At 70.1% G+C, this 14,723-nt stretch carries 18 protein-coding genes; 11 read left to right on the forward strand and 7 right to left on the reverse strand.

What is annotated here, in order from left to right:
• Window positions 1-35 precede the first annotated feature (35 nt).
• Together QNJ30_04385 and QNJ30_04390 are read left to right on the forward strand one after the other, a co-directional pair.
• Window positions 36-1,151, forward strand: coding sequence for a hypothetical protein (locus QNJ30_04385; protein ID MDJ0942673.1), 1,116 nt, complete (start codon window positions 36-38; stop codon window positions 1,149-1,151).
• Window positions 1,148-1,786: a hypothetical protein gene (locus QNJ30_04390; GenBank protein MDJ0942674.1), complete on the forward strand. Its 639-nt coding sequence runs from the start codon at window positions 1,148-1,150 to the stop codon at window positions 1,784-1,786. Before QNJ30_04385 ends, QNJ30_04390 begins: the two co-directional genes overlap by 4 nt.
• Here the strand turns inward: QNJ30_04390 and QNJ30_04395 are convergent.
• The 3 genes from QNJ30_04395 to QNJ30_04405 all read right to left on the reverse strand — a co-directional run bounded on the left by QNJ30_04395 (window position 1,713) and on the right by QNJ30_04405 (window position 4,156).
• Window positions 1,713-2,156 (reverse strand): DUF126 domain-containing protein, encoded by a 444-nt coding sequence (locus QNJ30_04395; protein MDJ0942675.1) that lies wholly within the window; start codon window positions 2,154-2,156, stop codon window positions 1,713-1,715. The genes QNJ30_04390 and QNJ30_04395 overlap by 74 nt on opposite strands.
• Entirely contained in the window at window positions 2,153-3,403 is a 1,251-nt protein-coding gene (locus QNJ30_04400; protein MDJ0942676.1) for an aconitase X catalytic domain-containing protein, read from the reverse strand. Before QNJ30_04400 ends, QNJ30_04395 begins: the two co-directional genes overlap by 4 nt.
• 189 nt (window positions 3,404-3,592) lie before the next feature.
• Window positions 3,593-4,156 (reverse strand): TetR family transcriptional regulator, encoded by a 564-nt coding sequence (locus QNJ30_04405; GenBank protein MDJ0942677.1) that lies wholly within the window; start codon window positions 4,154-4,156, stop codon window positions 3,593-3,595.
• A gap of 265 nt (window positions 4,157-4,421) precedes the next feature.
• Here QNJ30_04405 and QNJ30_04410 point away from each other — a divergent pair, with 265 nt between their 5' ends.
• The 4 genes from QNJ30_04410 (at window position 4,422) to QNJ30_04425 (ending at window position 6,332) form a co-directional block, all read left to right on the forward strand.
• A complete protein-coding gene (locus QNJ30_04410) occupies window positions 4,422-4,973 on the forward strand; it encodes a carboxymuconolactone decarboxylase family protein (GenBank protein MDJ0942678.1) in 552 nt (183 codons plus the stop codon).
• 62 nt (window positions 4,974-5,035) lie between these two features.
• Complete coding sequence (locus QNJ30_04415) at window positions 5,036-5,185, forward strand: hypothetical protein (GenBank protein ID MDJ0942679.1); 150 nt, start codon at window positions 5,036-5,038, stop codon at window positions 5,183-5,185.
• The gene (locus QNJ30_04420) at window positions 5,182-5,811 is read left to right on the forward strand and encodes a pyridoxamine 5'-phosphate oxidase family protein (GenBank protein ID MDJ0942680.1); all 630 of its coding nucleotides are present in this window, start codon (window positions 5,182-5,184) and stop codon (window positions 5,809-5,811) included. Before QNJ30_04415 ends, QNJ30_04420 begins: the two co-directional genes overlap by 4 nt.
• A complete protein-coding gene (locus tag QNJ30_04425; protein MDJ0942681.1) occupies window positions 5,808-6,332 on the forward strand; it encodes a hypothetical protein in 525 nt (174 codons plus the stop codon). The genes QNJ30_04420 and QNJ30_04425 overlap by 4 nt, the downstream gene beginning before the upstream one ends.
• Window positions 6,333-6,404: 72 nt before the next feature.
• On the opposite strand, the gene QNJ30_04430 is transcribed toward QNJ30_04425, so the two are convergent.
• Window positions 6,405-6,896, reverse strand: a complete 492-nt coding sequence (locus tag QNJ30_04430) for a pyridoxamine 5'-phosphate oxidase family protein (GenBank protein ID MDJ0942682.1) — start codon at window positions 6,894-6,896, stop codon at window positions 6,405-6,407.
• 10 nt (window positions 6,897-6,906) lie between these two features.
• Window positions 6,907-7,323 (reverse strand): RidA family protein, encoded by a 417-nt coding sequence (locus QNJ30_04435; protein ID MDJ0942683.1) that lies wholly within the window; start codon window positions 7,321-7,323, stop codon window positions 6,907-6,909.
• A 222-nt stretch (window positions 7,324-7,545) separates the two neighbouring features.
• On the opposite strand from QNJ30_04435, the gene QNJ30_04440 reads away from it, so the two are divergent.
• The 4 genes from QNJ30_04440 to QNJ30_04455 all read left to right on the forward strand — a co-directional run bounded on the left by QNJ30_04440 (window position 7,546) and on the right by QNJ30_04455 (window position 12,275).
• Window positions 7,546-8,037, forward strand: coding sequence for a DUF695 domain-containing protein (locus tag QNJ30_04440; GenBank protein MDJ0942684.1), 492 nt, complete (start codon window positions 7,546-7,548; stop codon window positions 8,035-8,037).
• Window positions 8,038-8,182: 145 nt separating this feature from the next.
• On the forward strand, window positions 8,183-8,971 hold the full coding sequence (locus tag QNJ30_04445) for an AraC family transcriptional regulator (protein ID MDJ0942685.1): 789 nt from the start codon (window positions 8,183-8,185) through the stop codon (window positions 8,969-8,971).
• A 67-nt stretch (window positions 8,972-9,038) separates the two neighbouring features.
• Complete coding sequence (locus tag QNJ30_04450) at window positions 9,039-9,755, forward strand: haloacid dehalogenase type II (GenBank protein ID MDJ0942686.1); 717 nt, start codon at window positions 9,039-9,041, stop codon at window positions 9,753-9,755.
• Between the two features lie 462 nt (window positions 9,756-10,217).
• Window positions 10,218-12,275 carry an NAD(P)/FAD-dependent oxidoreductase gene (locus tag QNJ30_04455; protein ID MDJ0942687.1) on the forward strand — a complete coding sequence of 686 codons (2,058 nt, stop codon included), beginning with the start codon at window positions 10,218-10,220 and terminating at the stop codon, window positions 12,273-12,275.
• Between the two features lie 178 nt (window positions 12,276-12,453).
• Here QNJ30_04455 and QNJ30_04460 read toward each other — a convergent pair whose 3' ends face one another.
• On the reverse strand, window positions 12,454-13,602 hold the full coding sequence (locus QNJ30_04460; GenBank protein ID MDJ0942688.1) for a PQQ-dependent sugar dehydrogenase: 1,149 nt from the start codon (window positions 13,600-13,602) through the stop codon (window positions 12,454-12,456).
• A 97-nt stretch (window positions 13,603-13,699) separates the two neighbouring features.
• A complete protein-coding gene (locus tag QNJ30_04465) occupies window positions 13,700-14,380 on the reverse strand; it encodes a dienelactone hydrolase family protein (GenBank protein ID MDJ0942689.1) in 681 nt (226 codons plus the stop codon).
• A gap of 177 nt (window positions 14,381-14,557) precedes the next feature.
• Between QNJ30_04465 and QNJ30_04470 the strand changes: the two genes are divergently transcribed.
• A complete protein-coding gene (locus QNJ30_04470; protein ID MDJ0942690.1) occupies window positions 14,558-14,722 on the forward strand; it encodes a hypothetical protein in 165 nt (54 codons plus the stop codon).
• The last annotated feature ends 1 nt before the right edge of the window (window position 14,723 follow it).

The following is a 14,723-nucleotide window of genomic DNA, read 5'->3' on the forward strand; positions in this document are numbered from 1 at the left end:
CTTCCATTCCCAGGCCGCCAGGACGGAGGGAACACATGGCCGCAGCCATCGACATGGAGCTCGTGCAGGACGAGACCGACAGCGCGGCGCCCATCGTCTGCAGAGTGCGCGTCAACGACCCGGAGCTGCTCGGCCACGACGCCGAGTTCAGCCTGGTCGCCGAGGTCGAGGTCAAGCGCAGCAGCGGGATCGACAGCAGCGAGACGCTGCACAGCGAGGCGTTTCGGGTCCACGGCGGCGAGACCGAGTTTCGCATCCCGGCCGACAGGCTCCGCTTCTACAGCTACGTAGGCAAGCACGTCGACCTGCGGCTGCACACCCGGGTGCGGGTCGACGACGGCCTGCTCTTCGACACCAAGGTCTCCGAGGAGCAGCTGATCCGGATCGGCGGGAAGCCGCAGCTCAACACCGATGCCGGGGAAATCATCGAGCCGGGCGACGCCTTCCGCTTCTTCGCCAACCTGAAAGCGATCCCGCCGCAGAACCAGGCCTTGACCCTGGGCATGGCCACCGTCGGCGGCCTGGCGATGCTGGTCAACGCCCTGATCGGCCTTCACGACCAGGCTTCGGCGGAGGCCGCGACCTGGCTCTATTCCCACTATGACGGCGACGGTGACTCCGAAAGCCCTCTGGTGAAGGCGCTGATGGCCAGCGGCGCGCTGGGCGCCGGGATCTGGTTCCTGATGCGACGCCAGCTCCGCAAGTACATGCAGTTCCGCCTGGCCGAGCTGCCGGCGCGGATCGAGCGCGGCATCGACTACCGTGTCTCCGAGCTGGTCGGCGGGCGTTCGCGGGTGCCACTGGAGGACGTGACCCTGCGAATCGTGGCCTGCAACCTGGAATGCGGCAAGTACCGGGAGCGGCGCGGCACGGAAACGGTGACGGTGTCCTTCCAGGAGCCGGTGCGCGGCGTGGTGCTCTATGAGAAGACGGTCAGCCGAATTCCCGCCAAGTACCCAATCGGCGACTATTTCAAGGATCGCCTCCGCTTCGACCCGATGTTCGCTGCGCTCTACCCGCCGGCGATGCTGGGCGGCAGCCACGGGGTTGATCTGCGCTGGGAGGTCCAGCTCCTGCATGCGGACTTCGTTGACCAGGAGCTGGTCGGGCCCACGCAAGTCCTGGCCTACAAGGATTTCCTGAGCGCATGACCGGCTTGGCGCAGAGCGGCCGCTTTGACGACCATCTGGGCCTCTTGGCCCGGGACCTCTCGGATGTCCGCCTGCTCGCGCTGCACGGCGTCAGCGGCAGCGGCAAGTCGACGGCCATCGCTTGGCTGCTGCAGGCGCATCCGGCGTTCCGAGGGCGGCCCTGCAGCCACATTACCGGCCCTGCCATCGATTGGCGGCGCCTGGACCGCTCGACGGAGCTGGTGGTTGTCGACGAATGCAGGGGGCTTCGCGATCTGGGCGGGCTGGTCCGGCTGTTGGGCCGTGGCCACCGGGTGCTGGCGGCCAGCCACCTGCCGCTCGCCACCAGCCGCGTGCTGGGCCTTGCTTGGCCGGTGCTTGCCCTGGCGACTGACCGGGATCCGGCCAAGATCGAGCGCTATCTAAAGACCCGGGGCGCCGCCTTCAGCGCTGGGCGGGTCCGCGCCCTCTGCGCGCGCTTCGGGGCCAGCTACGCCTGGGTCGACCTGATCCTGGAGTTCGACGGCGGCCGCGACTTCGACCGGGCCTATAACCGCTTCGAGCGCTGCTGCCGGGTCGAGGTCACGCCGACCCGGCCGGAGCGGGGCCGGTCTCGATCGATCCCTCCGGCCCGATCCGGCAGGCCTGTCCGGTGACCAGGGCCGCCTGGTCCGCCGGCGGCAGCAGAACGGCCGGCGGCGGATTGCGGTAGCCCATTTCCAAGGCAACCACGACTCCCAGGATCAGGATCGCGTCGGGCTTGCCCAGGATCACGGCGGCCGGTGCCAGGCCGCGGGCGATCAGCTCCAGCATCACGGCGGAGCCGGAGGAGGAGCCGATGGTCTCGGGAATCACCAGGACCCGTCCGCCGACCGCCTCGCCATGCTGAGGATGGCGCGGATCGCTGATCCGGCCGCTCTCCGGATCGACGCCGCCCCAGAAGCTGATCGGCCGGTCGAGCTTGAGGACCGCGCCTTCCGCGGCACCCGGCAGCAGGACCTCTCCGTGAAGCGCGTCCGCCGTCATTGCCAGAGGCTCTCGTCCCGGGTGACCCGGCCGTCGGCCGCCGTGGCGACGCAGTCCTCCAGGCTGCCATAGACCACGCCGTAGCCGATGGTGCCCGGCGCGTAGTGGGCGAACTTGCCGGAGTTGGTCATTAGCACGCCGCCGTCGCGCGGCAGGATCGGCGTCACCACCACGCAGGTGTCGGTGACCAAGGTGACCCCGGCCTCCTCCAGAGGCCGCAGCCGACCCTCGGACTCCAGGCGCTCGACCGCGTGGCGGCCGGTGCAGACATAGAAGGGCAGTCTGATCTCCCGGCCCTTCAGGACGGCTTCCAGGCGGCCGAACTCCTCGTAGGAGAAGTGCGGCGAGCCCAGGGCGACGGCGTCGACCGTCTCGGCGAGCGAGGTCGAGAGCCGGTCGCGGGCCCGGCGCAGGGCCTGGGGGGTGAGCGCGATCCGGCGCTCGGGTGCCTGGCCGCCGAGGGCGGCCTCGACGCTGGGCGCCTCCGGAGTCACGCCGGCGACGTGGAACAGACCGACCGCGCCGGTCGAGGCCGCGGCCGCGCCCAGGGCCTTCAGCCGGTCCTCGCTCAGGCCCGCCGGCAGGCCCGCGATCACCGGGACGGCCCCGCCGACCTCGGCGCCCAGCCAGGCGCCCAGCACTGGATAGAAGACCTCGCTGTCCTTCAGAGCCGCAGAGATGCCGCCCGTCTCGATCAGGACCGTGGCGCGGCGGTTCTCCGGCCGGTGCAGGCCGCAGTCCGGCGCCCGGCCGGCCAGGGCGCAGCAGATGTCGAGCAGGTCGCCGTAGCGGTTGGTCCGGGCGCCCAGCACCGAGTTGCAGAAGGCCACGGCGTTGCTTTCGCCCCAGGCGACGTCCTCGCCCGCGGCCGGCCGGTGCCCGGCCTGGTAGGGCGCGCAGGTCCAGGTCGGCCGGCAGCCGAGCGCGCCGTAGGCCGCCATCTGGCGCCGCGCCGCGGCCTGTCGCGCGGGCGCCGCCCGCACCCGATCGGGGTGCAGCAGGTCGAGGGCGCCGACGTTGAGGGTGGTCGGCACCGCGACCAGGCCGCCGCCCGCGACCAGCCGCTCGGCGAAGGCGACCCCGGCATCGCCGTGGTAAAGGCAGCCGTCGATATGCGCCGAGGCGATCGGGATCAGCCGCTCGGCGCCGAGCAGACGTGCCGCCTCCGCCACCACCCGCAGCGCCAGGCCGGCGGCGTCGTCGCGCTTCGCGGTCTCGCGCTCGGCCTCGGTGAGGGCGAGGGTCATGGCATGGCTCCCGGTGCCGTTGTCACCGGCGCAGTCTAGCGCAAGCACGAGGTCCGGACGAAAGCCCGGCGAAGGCCTGGAGCATGATCGTGTCGCACCGACGTGGTGTGACACGCGAATCATGCTCTAACTTGTTAAAATAGATCAAGATTCACGGCTCAGATTGGTTCAATCTGAGCCGATCTTGATCTAGGCCGCGAGCGCCTCGTCGATCAGCAGCCTGGCGGCGTGGCGGGCGGCGGTGAGGTCCTTTTCGCCGCAGACGTGGGCGAGGGCGGTGGCGCCCTCCATGAGCAGGCCGAGCTCCCGGGCCAGGGTCTCGGGATCGCGGGCGCCGGCCTCGGCGGCCAGGTCGCGCAGAAAGGCCAGCAGCAGGCGCTTGTGCTCGGCGGCGGCGGCGTGGATCGGGTCCTCGGCCGGGTGGAACTCGGCGGCCGCGGCGACGAAGGTGCAGCCGGCGAAGTCTGGGTGCCCGAACCAGGCCTCGAGCGCGTCGAAGACCGCCAGCAGCCGCGCCCGCGGCGTCGCGCCCTTGGCCTCGACCTTGCGCCGGAACCAGTTGCGAAACTCCTCGTCGCGGCGCCGGAGCGCGGCCAGGATCAGCTCGTCCTTGGACCGGAAGTGCTTGTAGAGGGTCATCTTGGCGACCCCGGCCTCGGCCAGGATGCGGTCGATGCCGGTGGCGTGGAAGCCGTGGCGGGCGAAGAGCCTGGCCGCGGTGTCGACCAGGTGGTCGCGGCGGGTCGCGGTCATGGTGCTACCCCGACCGTCTGGACAGGACGGTCTGCTCCTTTGCCCGTTGGACTGCCCTGTCTGCTGTTCCTTGCTCTATCCATGTCCCATAGATGCGGACTTTTTGCCGGAAAATCAAGGAACCTGGTTCCAGCGCACATCTCTTGTCAGTCGCCTCTTGTAAAACAGACAGGTCTGTCTATATCAAGGATCAGAGCAGTGTCGCGCCCGCCGGCCCGACGCAGTTCAAGGTTTCAAAGCGACAGAGACGAAAAGGAGAGTCCCTATGCCGCGCCTGACCCCCATCGATCCCGCCGCCGCCGAAGGCAAGGCCAAGGTCCTGCTGGACGGCGTCCAGAAGAAGCTGGGCGTGGTGCCCAACCTCTTCCGCACCATGGCCGCCTCGCCGGCGGTTCTGGAAAGCTACCTCGGCTTCAGCCAGAACCTCGGCGGCACGGGCCTGAGCGCCCGGCAGCGCGAGCAGATCGCCCTGGCCGTGGCCGGCGCCAACGCCTGCGAATACTGCGCCTCGGCCCACACCGCGATCGGCAAGGGCCTGGGTCTGAGCGAGGCCGAGGCGGCACGCAACCTGGCTGGCGCGGCCGAGGACCCCGAGACCGCGGCCATCCTCGCCTTCGCCATCGCCCTGGTGGACAAGAAGGGCTGGGTGAGCGACGACGACATCGCCGCGGTGCGCGCCGCCGGGGCCGACGACGCCACCATCGGCGAGATCGTCGCGACCGTCGCGCTCAACATCTTTACCAACTACTTCAACCACGTCGCCCGGACCGAGGTCGACTTCCCGGTCGTGGAGGTCGCCGCGCCCCAGGCGGCATAGGCTAGACTGCCGCAGTCGCCGTCCGGAACCTGCCGGGCGGCGGCGCGGCCAGGAGACGGATCATGCAAAGAGCCACTTCGAGATCCCAGCGAAGCCGGGCCGCGGCTGAGACCGCCGCGCTCATCGAGCTGCTCGGCAGCTACGAGAACTACGGCCAGGTGCGGGACCCCTCGCACGCTGCCGAGGACGGCACGGAGGGCGCCTGCGCATGACCCGGACCTACAGCAGCGACGTCGCCTTCAGCCCTGCCGTCAAGGCGATGCAGGAGAGGCTGGGCTCGCGCGCCGGTTACGCCCGGATGGAGGAGAAGGACGGCTGGAAGACGGCCGTCACCCCCGACCTGGCCGGCTTCCTCGCCCAGCGCGATTCCTTCTATCTGGCGACCGCCAGCGCCGAGGGCCAGCCCTACATCCAGCACCGCGGCGGCCCCAAGGGCTTCCTCCGGGTGATCGACGAGGAGACCCTGGGCTTCGCCGACTTCGGCGGCAACCGCCAGTACATCTCCCTCGGCAACCTCTCGGAGAACGACCGTGCGCAGCTCTTCCTGATGGACTATGCGAACCGGCGCAGGGTGAAGGTCTGGGGCCGGGCCAAGGTGGTGGAGGACGATCCCTTCCTGCTGGAGCGCCTGGCCGATTCGGACTATCCGGGCAAGCCCGAGCGCGCGATCCTCTTCACCGTCGAGGCCTGGGACGTCAACTGTCCCCAGCACATCACCCCGCGCTTTACCGAAGAGGACCTGGCCCCGGGCATCGGCAAGCTCAAGGCCCGCATCCTGGAGCTGGAGGCCGAGGTCGCCCGGCTGAAGGGGACCGGGAGTCCGGCCGAGACGCCATGACTCTCCTCGACGAGATTGCGGCCTTCGACGGCAAGCACATCGCCCCGCTGGAAGACCTCGCCGCGCGGCTCTCCCCGGATCCGCAGGTCATCCGGGAGCTCATCGGCCTTGCCCGGCGCGACGATCCTCTGCTGCAGGCGGCGGCCACATGGTTGCTGAAGCGGCTCCAGGAGGGCGGCGCTGCCTTCTCCGAGCCGGAGGTCGAAGCCCTCTTGGACCTGCTCGATCAGGTCGCTGACTGGGAAGCAAGGCTGCATCTTCTCCAGATCCTGCCGGTCGTGCAGGTTCCCGAGGGCTGCAAGGAGGACCTGCATCGCCTGCTCGGGCGCAGCCTGCGGGACGAGAACAAGTTCGTCCGCGCCTGGTCGTACACCGCGCTGGCGGAGCTGGCGGCACAATTCGCCGATCTCAGGGACGAGGTTGCCGAACGCCTGCGGCTCGGCCAGCGGGACGAGGCCGCCTCGGTGAGGGCCAGGATACGCAACGTCCTGAAGACGCACCCCTGGCTCTCTTCCGCCTAGCCGGCAAAGGCGCCATGGGAAGCGCGAAACCCGGACCAAGGCCAAGTGGCTTCAACGCCGGCGGGTGCGCCGCTATGGCGGCCAGGTCTCGCCGTAGGTCCAGCCGTCGCCGTCGCGCTTTAGGACCACCGAGTTCAACCCCTCGGGCGCCGGCGCGACCCCGCGCTTCAGGTTCCAGAGCTCGATGCGGTCGGTGGCCAGCTCGACCAGGACCACGTCCGGATCCTCCGGTCCGCCCGGGTGCCAGCGGTAGCTTTCGTCGCGCCAGACCGAGCGCTTCACCTTGACGTCGTCGATGATCTCCGGCCGGCCGAGCAACGCGACGTAGGCGGCCTCGGGATCGTACTGGTAGGCCAGGGTCAGACGGCCGGAACGCTCGATTTCCGCGACCTTGCGGCAGCGCCGGTTGGTCATGAAGCCGACGCTCCAGTCCTCGCGCAGCGCGCTCGGCTGGATGACCCGCGCATTGGCCTCCGTCTGCCCATCCGCCACGGTGACCGCGAAGCAATAGGTCACCTTGCCGATGGTCTCGCGGGCGATGCGCAGCAGCGCCTCGGTGTCCACGGACCCGGCCTCACCCCGGCAGGCGCGCGACGGCGGAGACCTCGACCATCAGCTCGGGCCGGGCCAAGCCGCCGATGATCAGCAAAGTGTTGGCCGGGTAGTTACCCTCCGGGAAGAGGCGATCGTAGGCCGCCGTGCGGGCGGCGAGCCAGGGCTCGCGCGACTCCGGGCCGACGATGTAGGTGGTGAACTCCAGCACCTCCGAGAAGCCGATACCGAGGTCCGCGAGGATCAGACCGATGTTGTCCAGCACCACCGGGGTCTGGGCCGCGACGTCGTGCGGTCCGACGATCTCGCCTGCGGCATCGACCGCGACCTGGCCGGCGATGAAGGCAAGCCGCCCGGGCTCGGCGATCGCGACGTTGCTGTAAAGGCCCAGCGGCGCCGGCGCGCCCGGCGGGTTCAGGTAGGTGACGGTCTTGGACATATCGGGCTCCTCCTGCAGGCGAAGATCCCCGCCAGGATCACACTTGGCGGAACGTCGCGCCAGGGGCTTTGAGCGGTGACGCGCCGGACTGGCCGGGGCCTTCCCGGGCCGGCTCACCCGGGCCTTCGGGCCGCCTGCCGCTTTGTTAACCTGTTTCCTTTAGGACGGGGCAGCCGTCGGAGGCGTTGTGCACGCCGTGGCGGCGGAATAGAGGCGAATATGATGACCGAGAAGACCGTCCGGCTAAAGCCGCCCGAGCCGATCTACACCCTGTTCAATGCCGTCCGGCAGGGGCTCCCCGACGTGGTCGTGGTCAACGAAGCCTTGCTCGCCTTCACAGCCTTCGATGTTTTTCCCTGGCATCTGATGGTCCGCATCGAGGCGAAGGACATCGCCGAGAACGGCATGCCGTCCCGGGCGGAAAGTGATGTGCTGCTGGATCTGGCCGAGAAGATCGAAGCCACGCTCCTCGACGCGACGACGGATCAGGGGGCTGCGAACGTCCTCTTCCTGGCGCGGAGCACCTGGAACGAGCAGTGCGAGCTGGACTATTACGTCCACGACCCCGAGATCGCCCACGAGGCCTTGCAGGTCTTGATCAAGGATCCGTCCAGGCCGCGCCCCTGGGAGTACAGGATGGAGGCCGATCCGAACTGGGAGGGGGCCGCGCCCTTCTTCAAGCTGTTTCCGATCGCGAAGGGCCACGACAGCTGAACCCGACGCCTGCCGGGCCACCTGTCCGATCGACAGCCACGGCAGGGGCCGCGCCCGCGACGCGGCGGCATTTCCGGCCGCCGCGCAGGCCGTTAGTATGGCGGGGCACGCCTCTGCACCCGCTTGCGATTCGGAGAGATGCGCCATGTCGACATCGGCGGCAGAAAGCCGGCTCAGCCTGCGGTCCTATGCGCCGGCGCAGGAGGTCCACCGTCATCCCCATCACCAGATTGTGCTGCCGCTCGAGGGCCGGCTCGAGATGGAGACCGACATTGCCGGCGCGGCCGTCGACGAGACCACGGCCGCGGTGATCACGGCAGGGCGGGAGCACGCCTTCCGGGCGCGCGGCGACAACCGCTTCCTGATCCTGGACGTGCCGGCGCGGGGCTGCGCGGCGGCGGCGGAGCTCTGGGACCTGGCCGCAGATGCGCCCTTCCTGGGTCTCGACGAGGGCCTGCAAGGGCTGCTGCTCTTCGCGCGCTCGCGACCGCAGGACGCGCTCGCGCCCGCGGCCTTTCGGTCGAGTTTGGGCAAACTGATCCTGCAGGGCCTGACCCATTGCGCGCGCGGTGCGGAGACTGGGGCGCCGCAGGCACTGCGGCGGGCCACCGCCTTCCTCCATCGGCGCTACGATTCGCCGCTGACCACGGACGAGATCGCAGCGGTTGCCGGAGTCAGCCCTGCGACCTTGCACCGTCACTTCGGCGCCTGGCACGGCAGCTCCCCCATGCGCTACCTGGGACGCCTGCGCCTGGAGCGCGCCAAGGCCTTGCTCGCCACGACCCGGAAGCCGATCGCCGAGATCGCGCTGGACTGCGGCTATTCGGAGCAGAGCGCGCTGACCCGAGCGCTGCGGCGGGAGGCCGGCGTCACACCGGCGCGCTATCGGCGGGACCACAGCCGCCGGCGCCGAGGGCCTGGGTCAAAAATCTGAGCGGCGGGGTCAAGACAGGCCGCGGCGCGGTGGGATAAGTCTGGTCTCGAAACGAGGAGAGACCGCCATGCGACTGAGCGACTTCAAGGTCCTGACCTTCGACTGCTACGGCACCCTGATCGACTGGGAGAGCGGCATGGTCGCCGCGCTCGAGCCCTTGACCGAGCGCGTAGGGCGGCCGTTGACCCGGGACGAGATCCTGGAGGCCCACGCCCGCCACGAATCCGCGCAGCAGCGCCAGACCCCCGGCATGCGCTACCGCGACCTCCTGGCCGTGGTCTGCCGCCGCCTGGCCGAGGAGTGGGGCGTCGCCCTGCCCTGGGCGGACTGCCTCGCCTATGGCCGGTCGGTGAAGGACTGGCCGGCCTTCCCGGACAGCGCCGAGGCGCTGCGCAGTCTCAAGCGGCACTACAAGCTGGTCATCCTGTCGAACGTCGACAACGAGAGCTTCGCCGCCAGCAACGCCAAGCTCGGCGTCGAGTTCGACGCCATCTACACGGCCGAGGACATCGGGTCCTACAAGCCCGCGGACGGCAACTTCGACTACATGCTGGACAAGCTCGCGACCCTCGGCCTCGGCAAGGCCGACGTCCTGCACACGGCGGAGAGCCTGTTCCACGACCACGCCCCGGCGAACAGGCACGGCCTCAAGTCCTGCTGGATCTACCGCCGCCACGACCAGGAGGGCTTCGGCGCCACCATGGACCCCGGCGAGATGCCCCGGATCGACTTCCGCTTCAATTCCATGGCCGAGCTCGCCGCGGCGCGTGAGGCGGAAGCATAGGCGTGAGGGCGGTGGGCCGAAGCGGGTGCTGCGTGGCTCGACCCCGCGGAGGGGGCCATGGATGCCCGGATCAAGTCCGGGCACGACAGTGCCCGGAAAATAAATTCAGTGCTAGCTGTCATCACCGGGCTTGACCCGGTGATCCATAGTCGATGCCGGGCGCCCGGCTGCGCCATGCAGGTCAAGCCCGCGCAGAACGCTCCAGCGCCGCTGCTTTTCGGCAGACTGGAGAGTCTCCGCCATCTTCATTCGGTGAGCCGAGCAGAAGGCGCGTGAAGTCTCACGGCGCCGTGACATCGTCGGGAGATATTCGAGCGAAAACGTGTCTCGCCCTTTCGCAGCGGCTCGCCCACTTGGCTTGGTGCGAAGGGGCGCAGTGCCCGCGGATCCGTCGCGTGGCCCGAGCGGGGCCGCAGTGATAGCGTAGCGGTCGCTCGCACGACCGAGTCTCGGGGAGGAACAATGGACAGCGCGCGCACACAGGCCGCCGCGGCGATCGCCGAGCCGCCGGCCATCGTCTGCAACACGGTTCGCTGGTCCCAGGTCCTGAAGGGCCTGTCGCTCATGACGATCTGGCCGCTGCTCGATCTGGCGATCCGGCTATGGTTCGGCTTCCGCCTCTTTCCCGTCGACATGATGATGCCCGTGGGGCCGCTGCTGGGCCTCCTGCTCGCCTTCGGCTTTCTGACCCAGCCGGTCGCCGCCGTCACCATCTGGTATTGCGTCACCGCCGCGATCGGCTTCGCCGGCCACGCGGCCGAGATCGCCCTCCTGGTCTGGCTGACCGTCGCCGGCGCCTCCTACATCTCCCTCGACTGGGCCTTCGCCGCCGGCGCGCGCAGCATCGCGCTGCCCGGCGTCGACCGGGTCAGCGGCTGGGGCCGTCGGCTTGCCGAGCTGGGCGAGCCGGTCCTGCTGCTCCTCATGCGCCTGCTCGCGGCGCTGATCCTGCTCGCGATCCTGGGCAGCGATCTCGGCGGCTGGCGTTTCTTCCTGCTCAGCGGCTGGCGCATCGAGATCGGGCCGGCCGCTCTGCAGGGCCTGATCTACGTCGTCGCGGCCCTGCTCGCGCTTGGTTTCCTGACCCGCGTGGCCGCCCTGGCCGCCGGCCTGACGCTGCTGGCGCTGGGCGGGCTGGCAGCGGCGGGCCCGATCCTGCTGCTCGCGGTCTTGGCCTTCCGCGGCGGCGGGCGTCTGACCCTCGACGGCTGGATCGCCGGGCGAGTCGCCGCGCGCTATCCGCATCTCTTTGCCCCGCCGGACTGGGACGACTCTCGGCTGCCCCACGTGGTCATCGTCGGCGCCGGGTTCGGCGGCCTGGCGGCGGCCAAGGCCTTCCGGCAGTCGCCCTGCCGGGTGACCCTGATCGACCGCCGCAACTACCACCTCTTCCAGCCGCTGCTCTACCAGGTCGCCACGGCCGGGCTCTCGCCGGCCGACATCGCCATGCCGGTGCGCGCGGTCTTCCGCGACCAGGCCAACGTGCGGGTGTTGCTCGGCCGGGTCACCGGCGTCGACCGCGCCGCGCGGCGGGTGCTGATCGGCGAGCGGGAGGTGCCTTACGACTACCTGATCCTGGCGACCGGCGCCCGGCACAGCTATTTCGGCAAGGACGCCTGGGAGCCCCTGGCCCCCGGCCTCAAGAAGATCGACGACGCGACCTCGATCCGGCGCCGCATCCTCCTGGCCTTCGAGCGGGCCGAGGACTGCGACGACCCGGAGGAGCGGGCCGCCTGGTTGACCTTCGTGGTCATCGGCGGCGGCCCGACCGGGGTCGAGATCGCCGGCGCCCTGGTCGAGCTGGCCCACCACGGCATGGCCGGCGACTTCCGCCGCGCCGACCCGACCCGGGCGCGGGTGATCCTGGTCGAGGGCGGGCCGCGGCCCCTGGGTGCCTTCACCGAGAGCCTCTCGGAGTACAGCAGGCGGGCGCTGGAGGACCTCGGCGTCGAGGTCCGGGTCGGCACCCGGGTCGAGGAGATCGACGAGACCGGCGTGGTCGCCGGCGGCGAGCGGATTGCGGCCCGCACCGTGGTCTGGGGCGCCGGAGTCATCGCCTCGGCCGCGCACAAGTGGCTCGGCGCCGAGCACGACCGGGCCGGCCGGGTGGTGGTCGGGCCGGACCTCTCGGTGCCGGGCGCGCCCGAGGTTTTCGTGATCGGCGACACCTGCCTCAGCACCGCCTGGAACGGCGACCCGGTGCCGGGCCTGGCGCCGGCGGCCAAGCAGGGCGGGGCCTACGTGGCTCGCGTGATCCACAACCGTATCGTCGGGCGCGCGGCGCCGCCGCCCTTCCGCTACCAGCACCAGGGCAGCCTGGCCACCATCGGGCGCCAGGCCGCCGTGGTCGACTTCGGCCGCTTCCGGCTCAAGGGCGCCCTGGCCTGGTGGTTCTGGGGCCTGGTCCACGTCTTCTTTCTGATCGGCACCCGCAACCGCATGTCGGTCATGCTGGAGTGGTTCTGGGCCTACCTGACCTTCCGCCGCGGCACCCGCCTGATCACCGGCAGCGAGGGGTGAGGCGGGTGCGGGTAAGCTCAGTCGCCAGCACCAGACCTGATGTCATGCCCGGACTTGATCCGGGCATCCATGGTGCCGCTTGCTCGATGGATCGCCGGATCGCGCGAAGCGCCGCGCGTACGCGCTCCGGCGATGACAGTCGGATATCAATCCTCCGGGCATTGCGACTGCCGCCCGCTCACCCCGCCGGCTCGAGGCGGAGCAGCTGGCCGTCGCCGCTGTCGGTCAGGATGTAGAGGAAGCCGTCGGGGCCCTGGCGAACGTCGCGGATGCGCTCGCCGAAGTCCTCGAGCAGGCGTTCCTCGTGGGCGACCCTGTCGCCGTCGAGCTCCAGGCGCACCAGGATCTCGCCGGAGAGCGCGCCGAGGAAAAGGTTGCCCCGCCACTGGGGGAAGGCCGCGCCGTCGTAGAAGGTCAGGCCCGAGGGCGAGATCGAGGGGACCCAGTACTTGGCGGGTTGGGCCATGCCCTCCTTCTCGCTGCCTTCGCCGATCGAGAAGCCGGCGTAGCTGCGGCCGTAGGTAATGACCGGCCAGCCGTAGTTGACCCCGGCGCGAACCAGGTTCAGTTCGTCGCCGCCGCGCGGGCCGTGCTCGACCGCCCAGATCTGGTCGGTACCCGGGCGCCGGGTCATGCCCTGGGGATTGCGGTGGCCGTAGGAATAGATCTCCGGCCGTACGCCGGCCTGGCCGACGAAGGGGTTGTCCTCGGGCACCTCGCCGTCGTCGCGAATGCGCAGGACCGAGCCGTACATGTTGCCGCGGTCCTGGGCCTTGTCCGGATCGCCCCGGTCGCCGGAGGTGACATAGAGCAGGCCCTGGCGGTCGAAGACCAGGCGCGAGCCGAAGTGGCGGCCGCCGCCGCTCTTGGGCTGGAGCACTAGGAGCACGTCGAGGCCCTCCAGGCGGTCCTCAACGAAGCGCAGGCGCGCGACCTCGGTGCCGTAGTGGCCGCCCTGCTTGCCGGCGTAGGAGATGTAGAGGATGCGGTTCTCGGCAAAGTCCGGATGCAGGGCGATGTCGAGCAGGCCGCCCTGGCCGACCTCCTCGATCTCCGGCAGGCCCTCGATGGGCTCGGGGCGCAGCATGCCGTCGCGGATCAGGCGCAGACGCCCGGGCTTCTCGGTCACCAGGATGTCGCCCTCCGGCAGGAAGGCCAGGCCCCAGGGGCTGTCGAGCCCGCCGGCCACCTCGACCAGCTTGAAGGCATGGCGCTCGCTGTCCTGGGTCTCGGCAGCCCGGGCCACGAAGGTGACCGAAAGCAAGAAGAGCGCCGCGAGCGAGAGCCCGGCCGCAAGGGTCCTAGGTCTGATGCTGGCGTGCCGCATGGCCGAAACTCCCTGATGTCGTCGCCGTGTTGGGCGGGATATGGGGATCTTTGGCGGCGCTGGCCAGGGCGGAAGTACGCCCGGGGTCGGGCCCGGGTCAGCCCAGGTGCTCGGCCAGGAAGGCCAGGCTGCGCTCCTGGGCCAGGGCGGCGCTCTCGGCGTGGTAGCTGCCGCGCAGATCGCAGTTGAAGCCGTGGCCGGCCGGGTAGAGGTGGATCGGCACCTTTGGGTGCCGGCTGCGGACCGCCTCGACGTCCTCCAGCGGGATCGCCGAGTCCTGCTCGCCGAAGTGCAGCATGACCGGGCAGCGCGGCGTCTCACCGCTCAGCTCGCGGACCTGGCCGCCGTAGTAGCCGACCGCGGCGGCCACCGGCAGGCGGCAGGCCGCGAGCCAGGCGATCGAGCCGCCCCAGCAGTAGCCGACGACGCCGACCTTGCCGGCCTCGGCCGCGACGGCGATGGCGGCGGCAGTGTCCTCGGCCGCCTCCTCCCAGGAGGTCGCGGCCTTGAGCTCGCGGCCGTGGGCGACGTCCTCGGCCTCGTAGCCCAGCTCCAGACCGCGCTCGCGCCGGTCGAAGAGCGCCGGGGCGACGGCCATATAGCCGTCGCGGGCGAAGCCCTCGGTCACCGCGCGGATGTGCCGGTTGACACCGAAGATCTCCTGCACGATGACCAGGCCGGCCTTGGGCACGCCCGCGGGCCTGGCCCGGTAGGCGCTCAGGCGATGGCCGTCGCCTGCCGTCAGCTCGATCATCCTGCCTCGCACGTCGTCGCTCATCCCGCCGTCTCCTCCTCTGTCCTGCGCGCCTTTCTACGACGGCGGCGGGTGCCGTGCCAGGCGCCGTGGCCTCCGGCGGGAAAAATCTGTGACAAGGCCTTGCGCCGGATGACCGCCGCTTGCCACATCTGCCATACTGGATGTTGCGAGGCGTTCGCAACTGCCAAGGCTTGCGCGATGGCGACACTCGAACTAGCTGTCATGCCCGGACTTGATCCGGGCATCCATCGAGCAAAGGGCGCCATGGATAGCCGGGTCAAGCCCGGCTACGACAAGGAAGTGTACCACGTGCCGGGAATCGAAACGGCGAAAGTGCACGGCATGGAATTGGGCAAAGGGTGAC

This window comes from Kiloniellales bacterium, assembly GCA_030066685.1.
GTDB lineage: Bacteria > Pseudomonadota > Alphaproteobacteria > Kiloniellales > JAKSBE01 > JAKSBE01.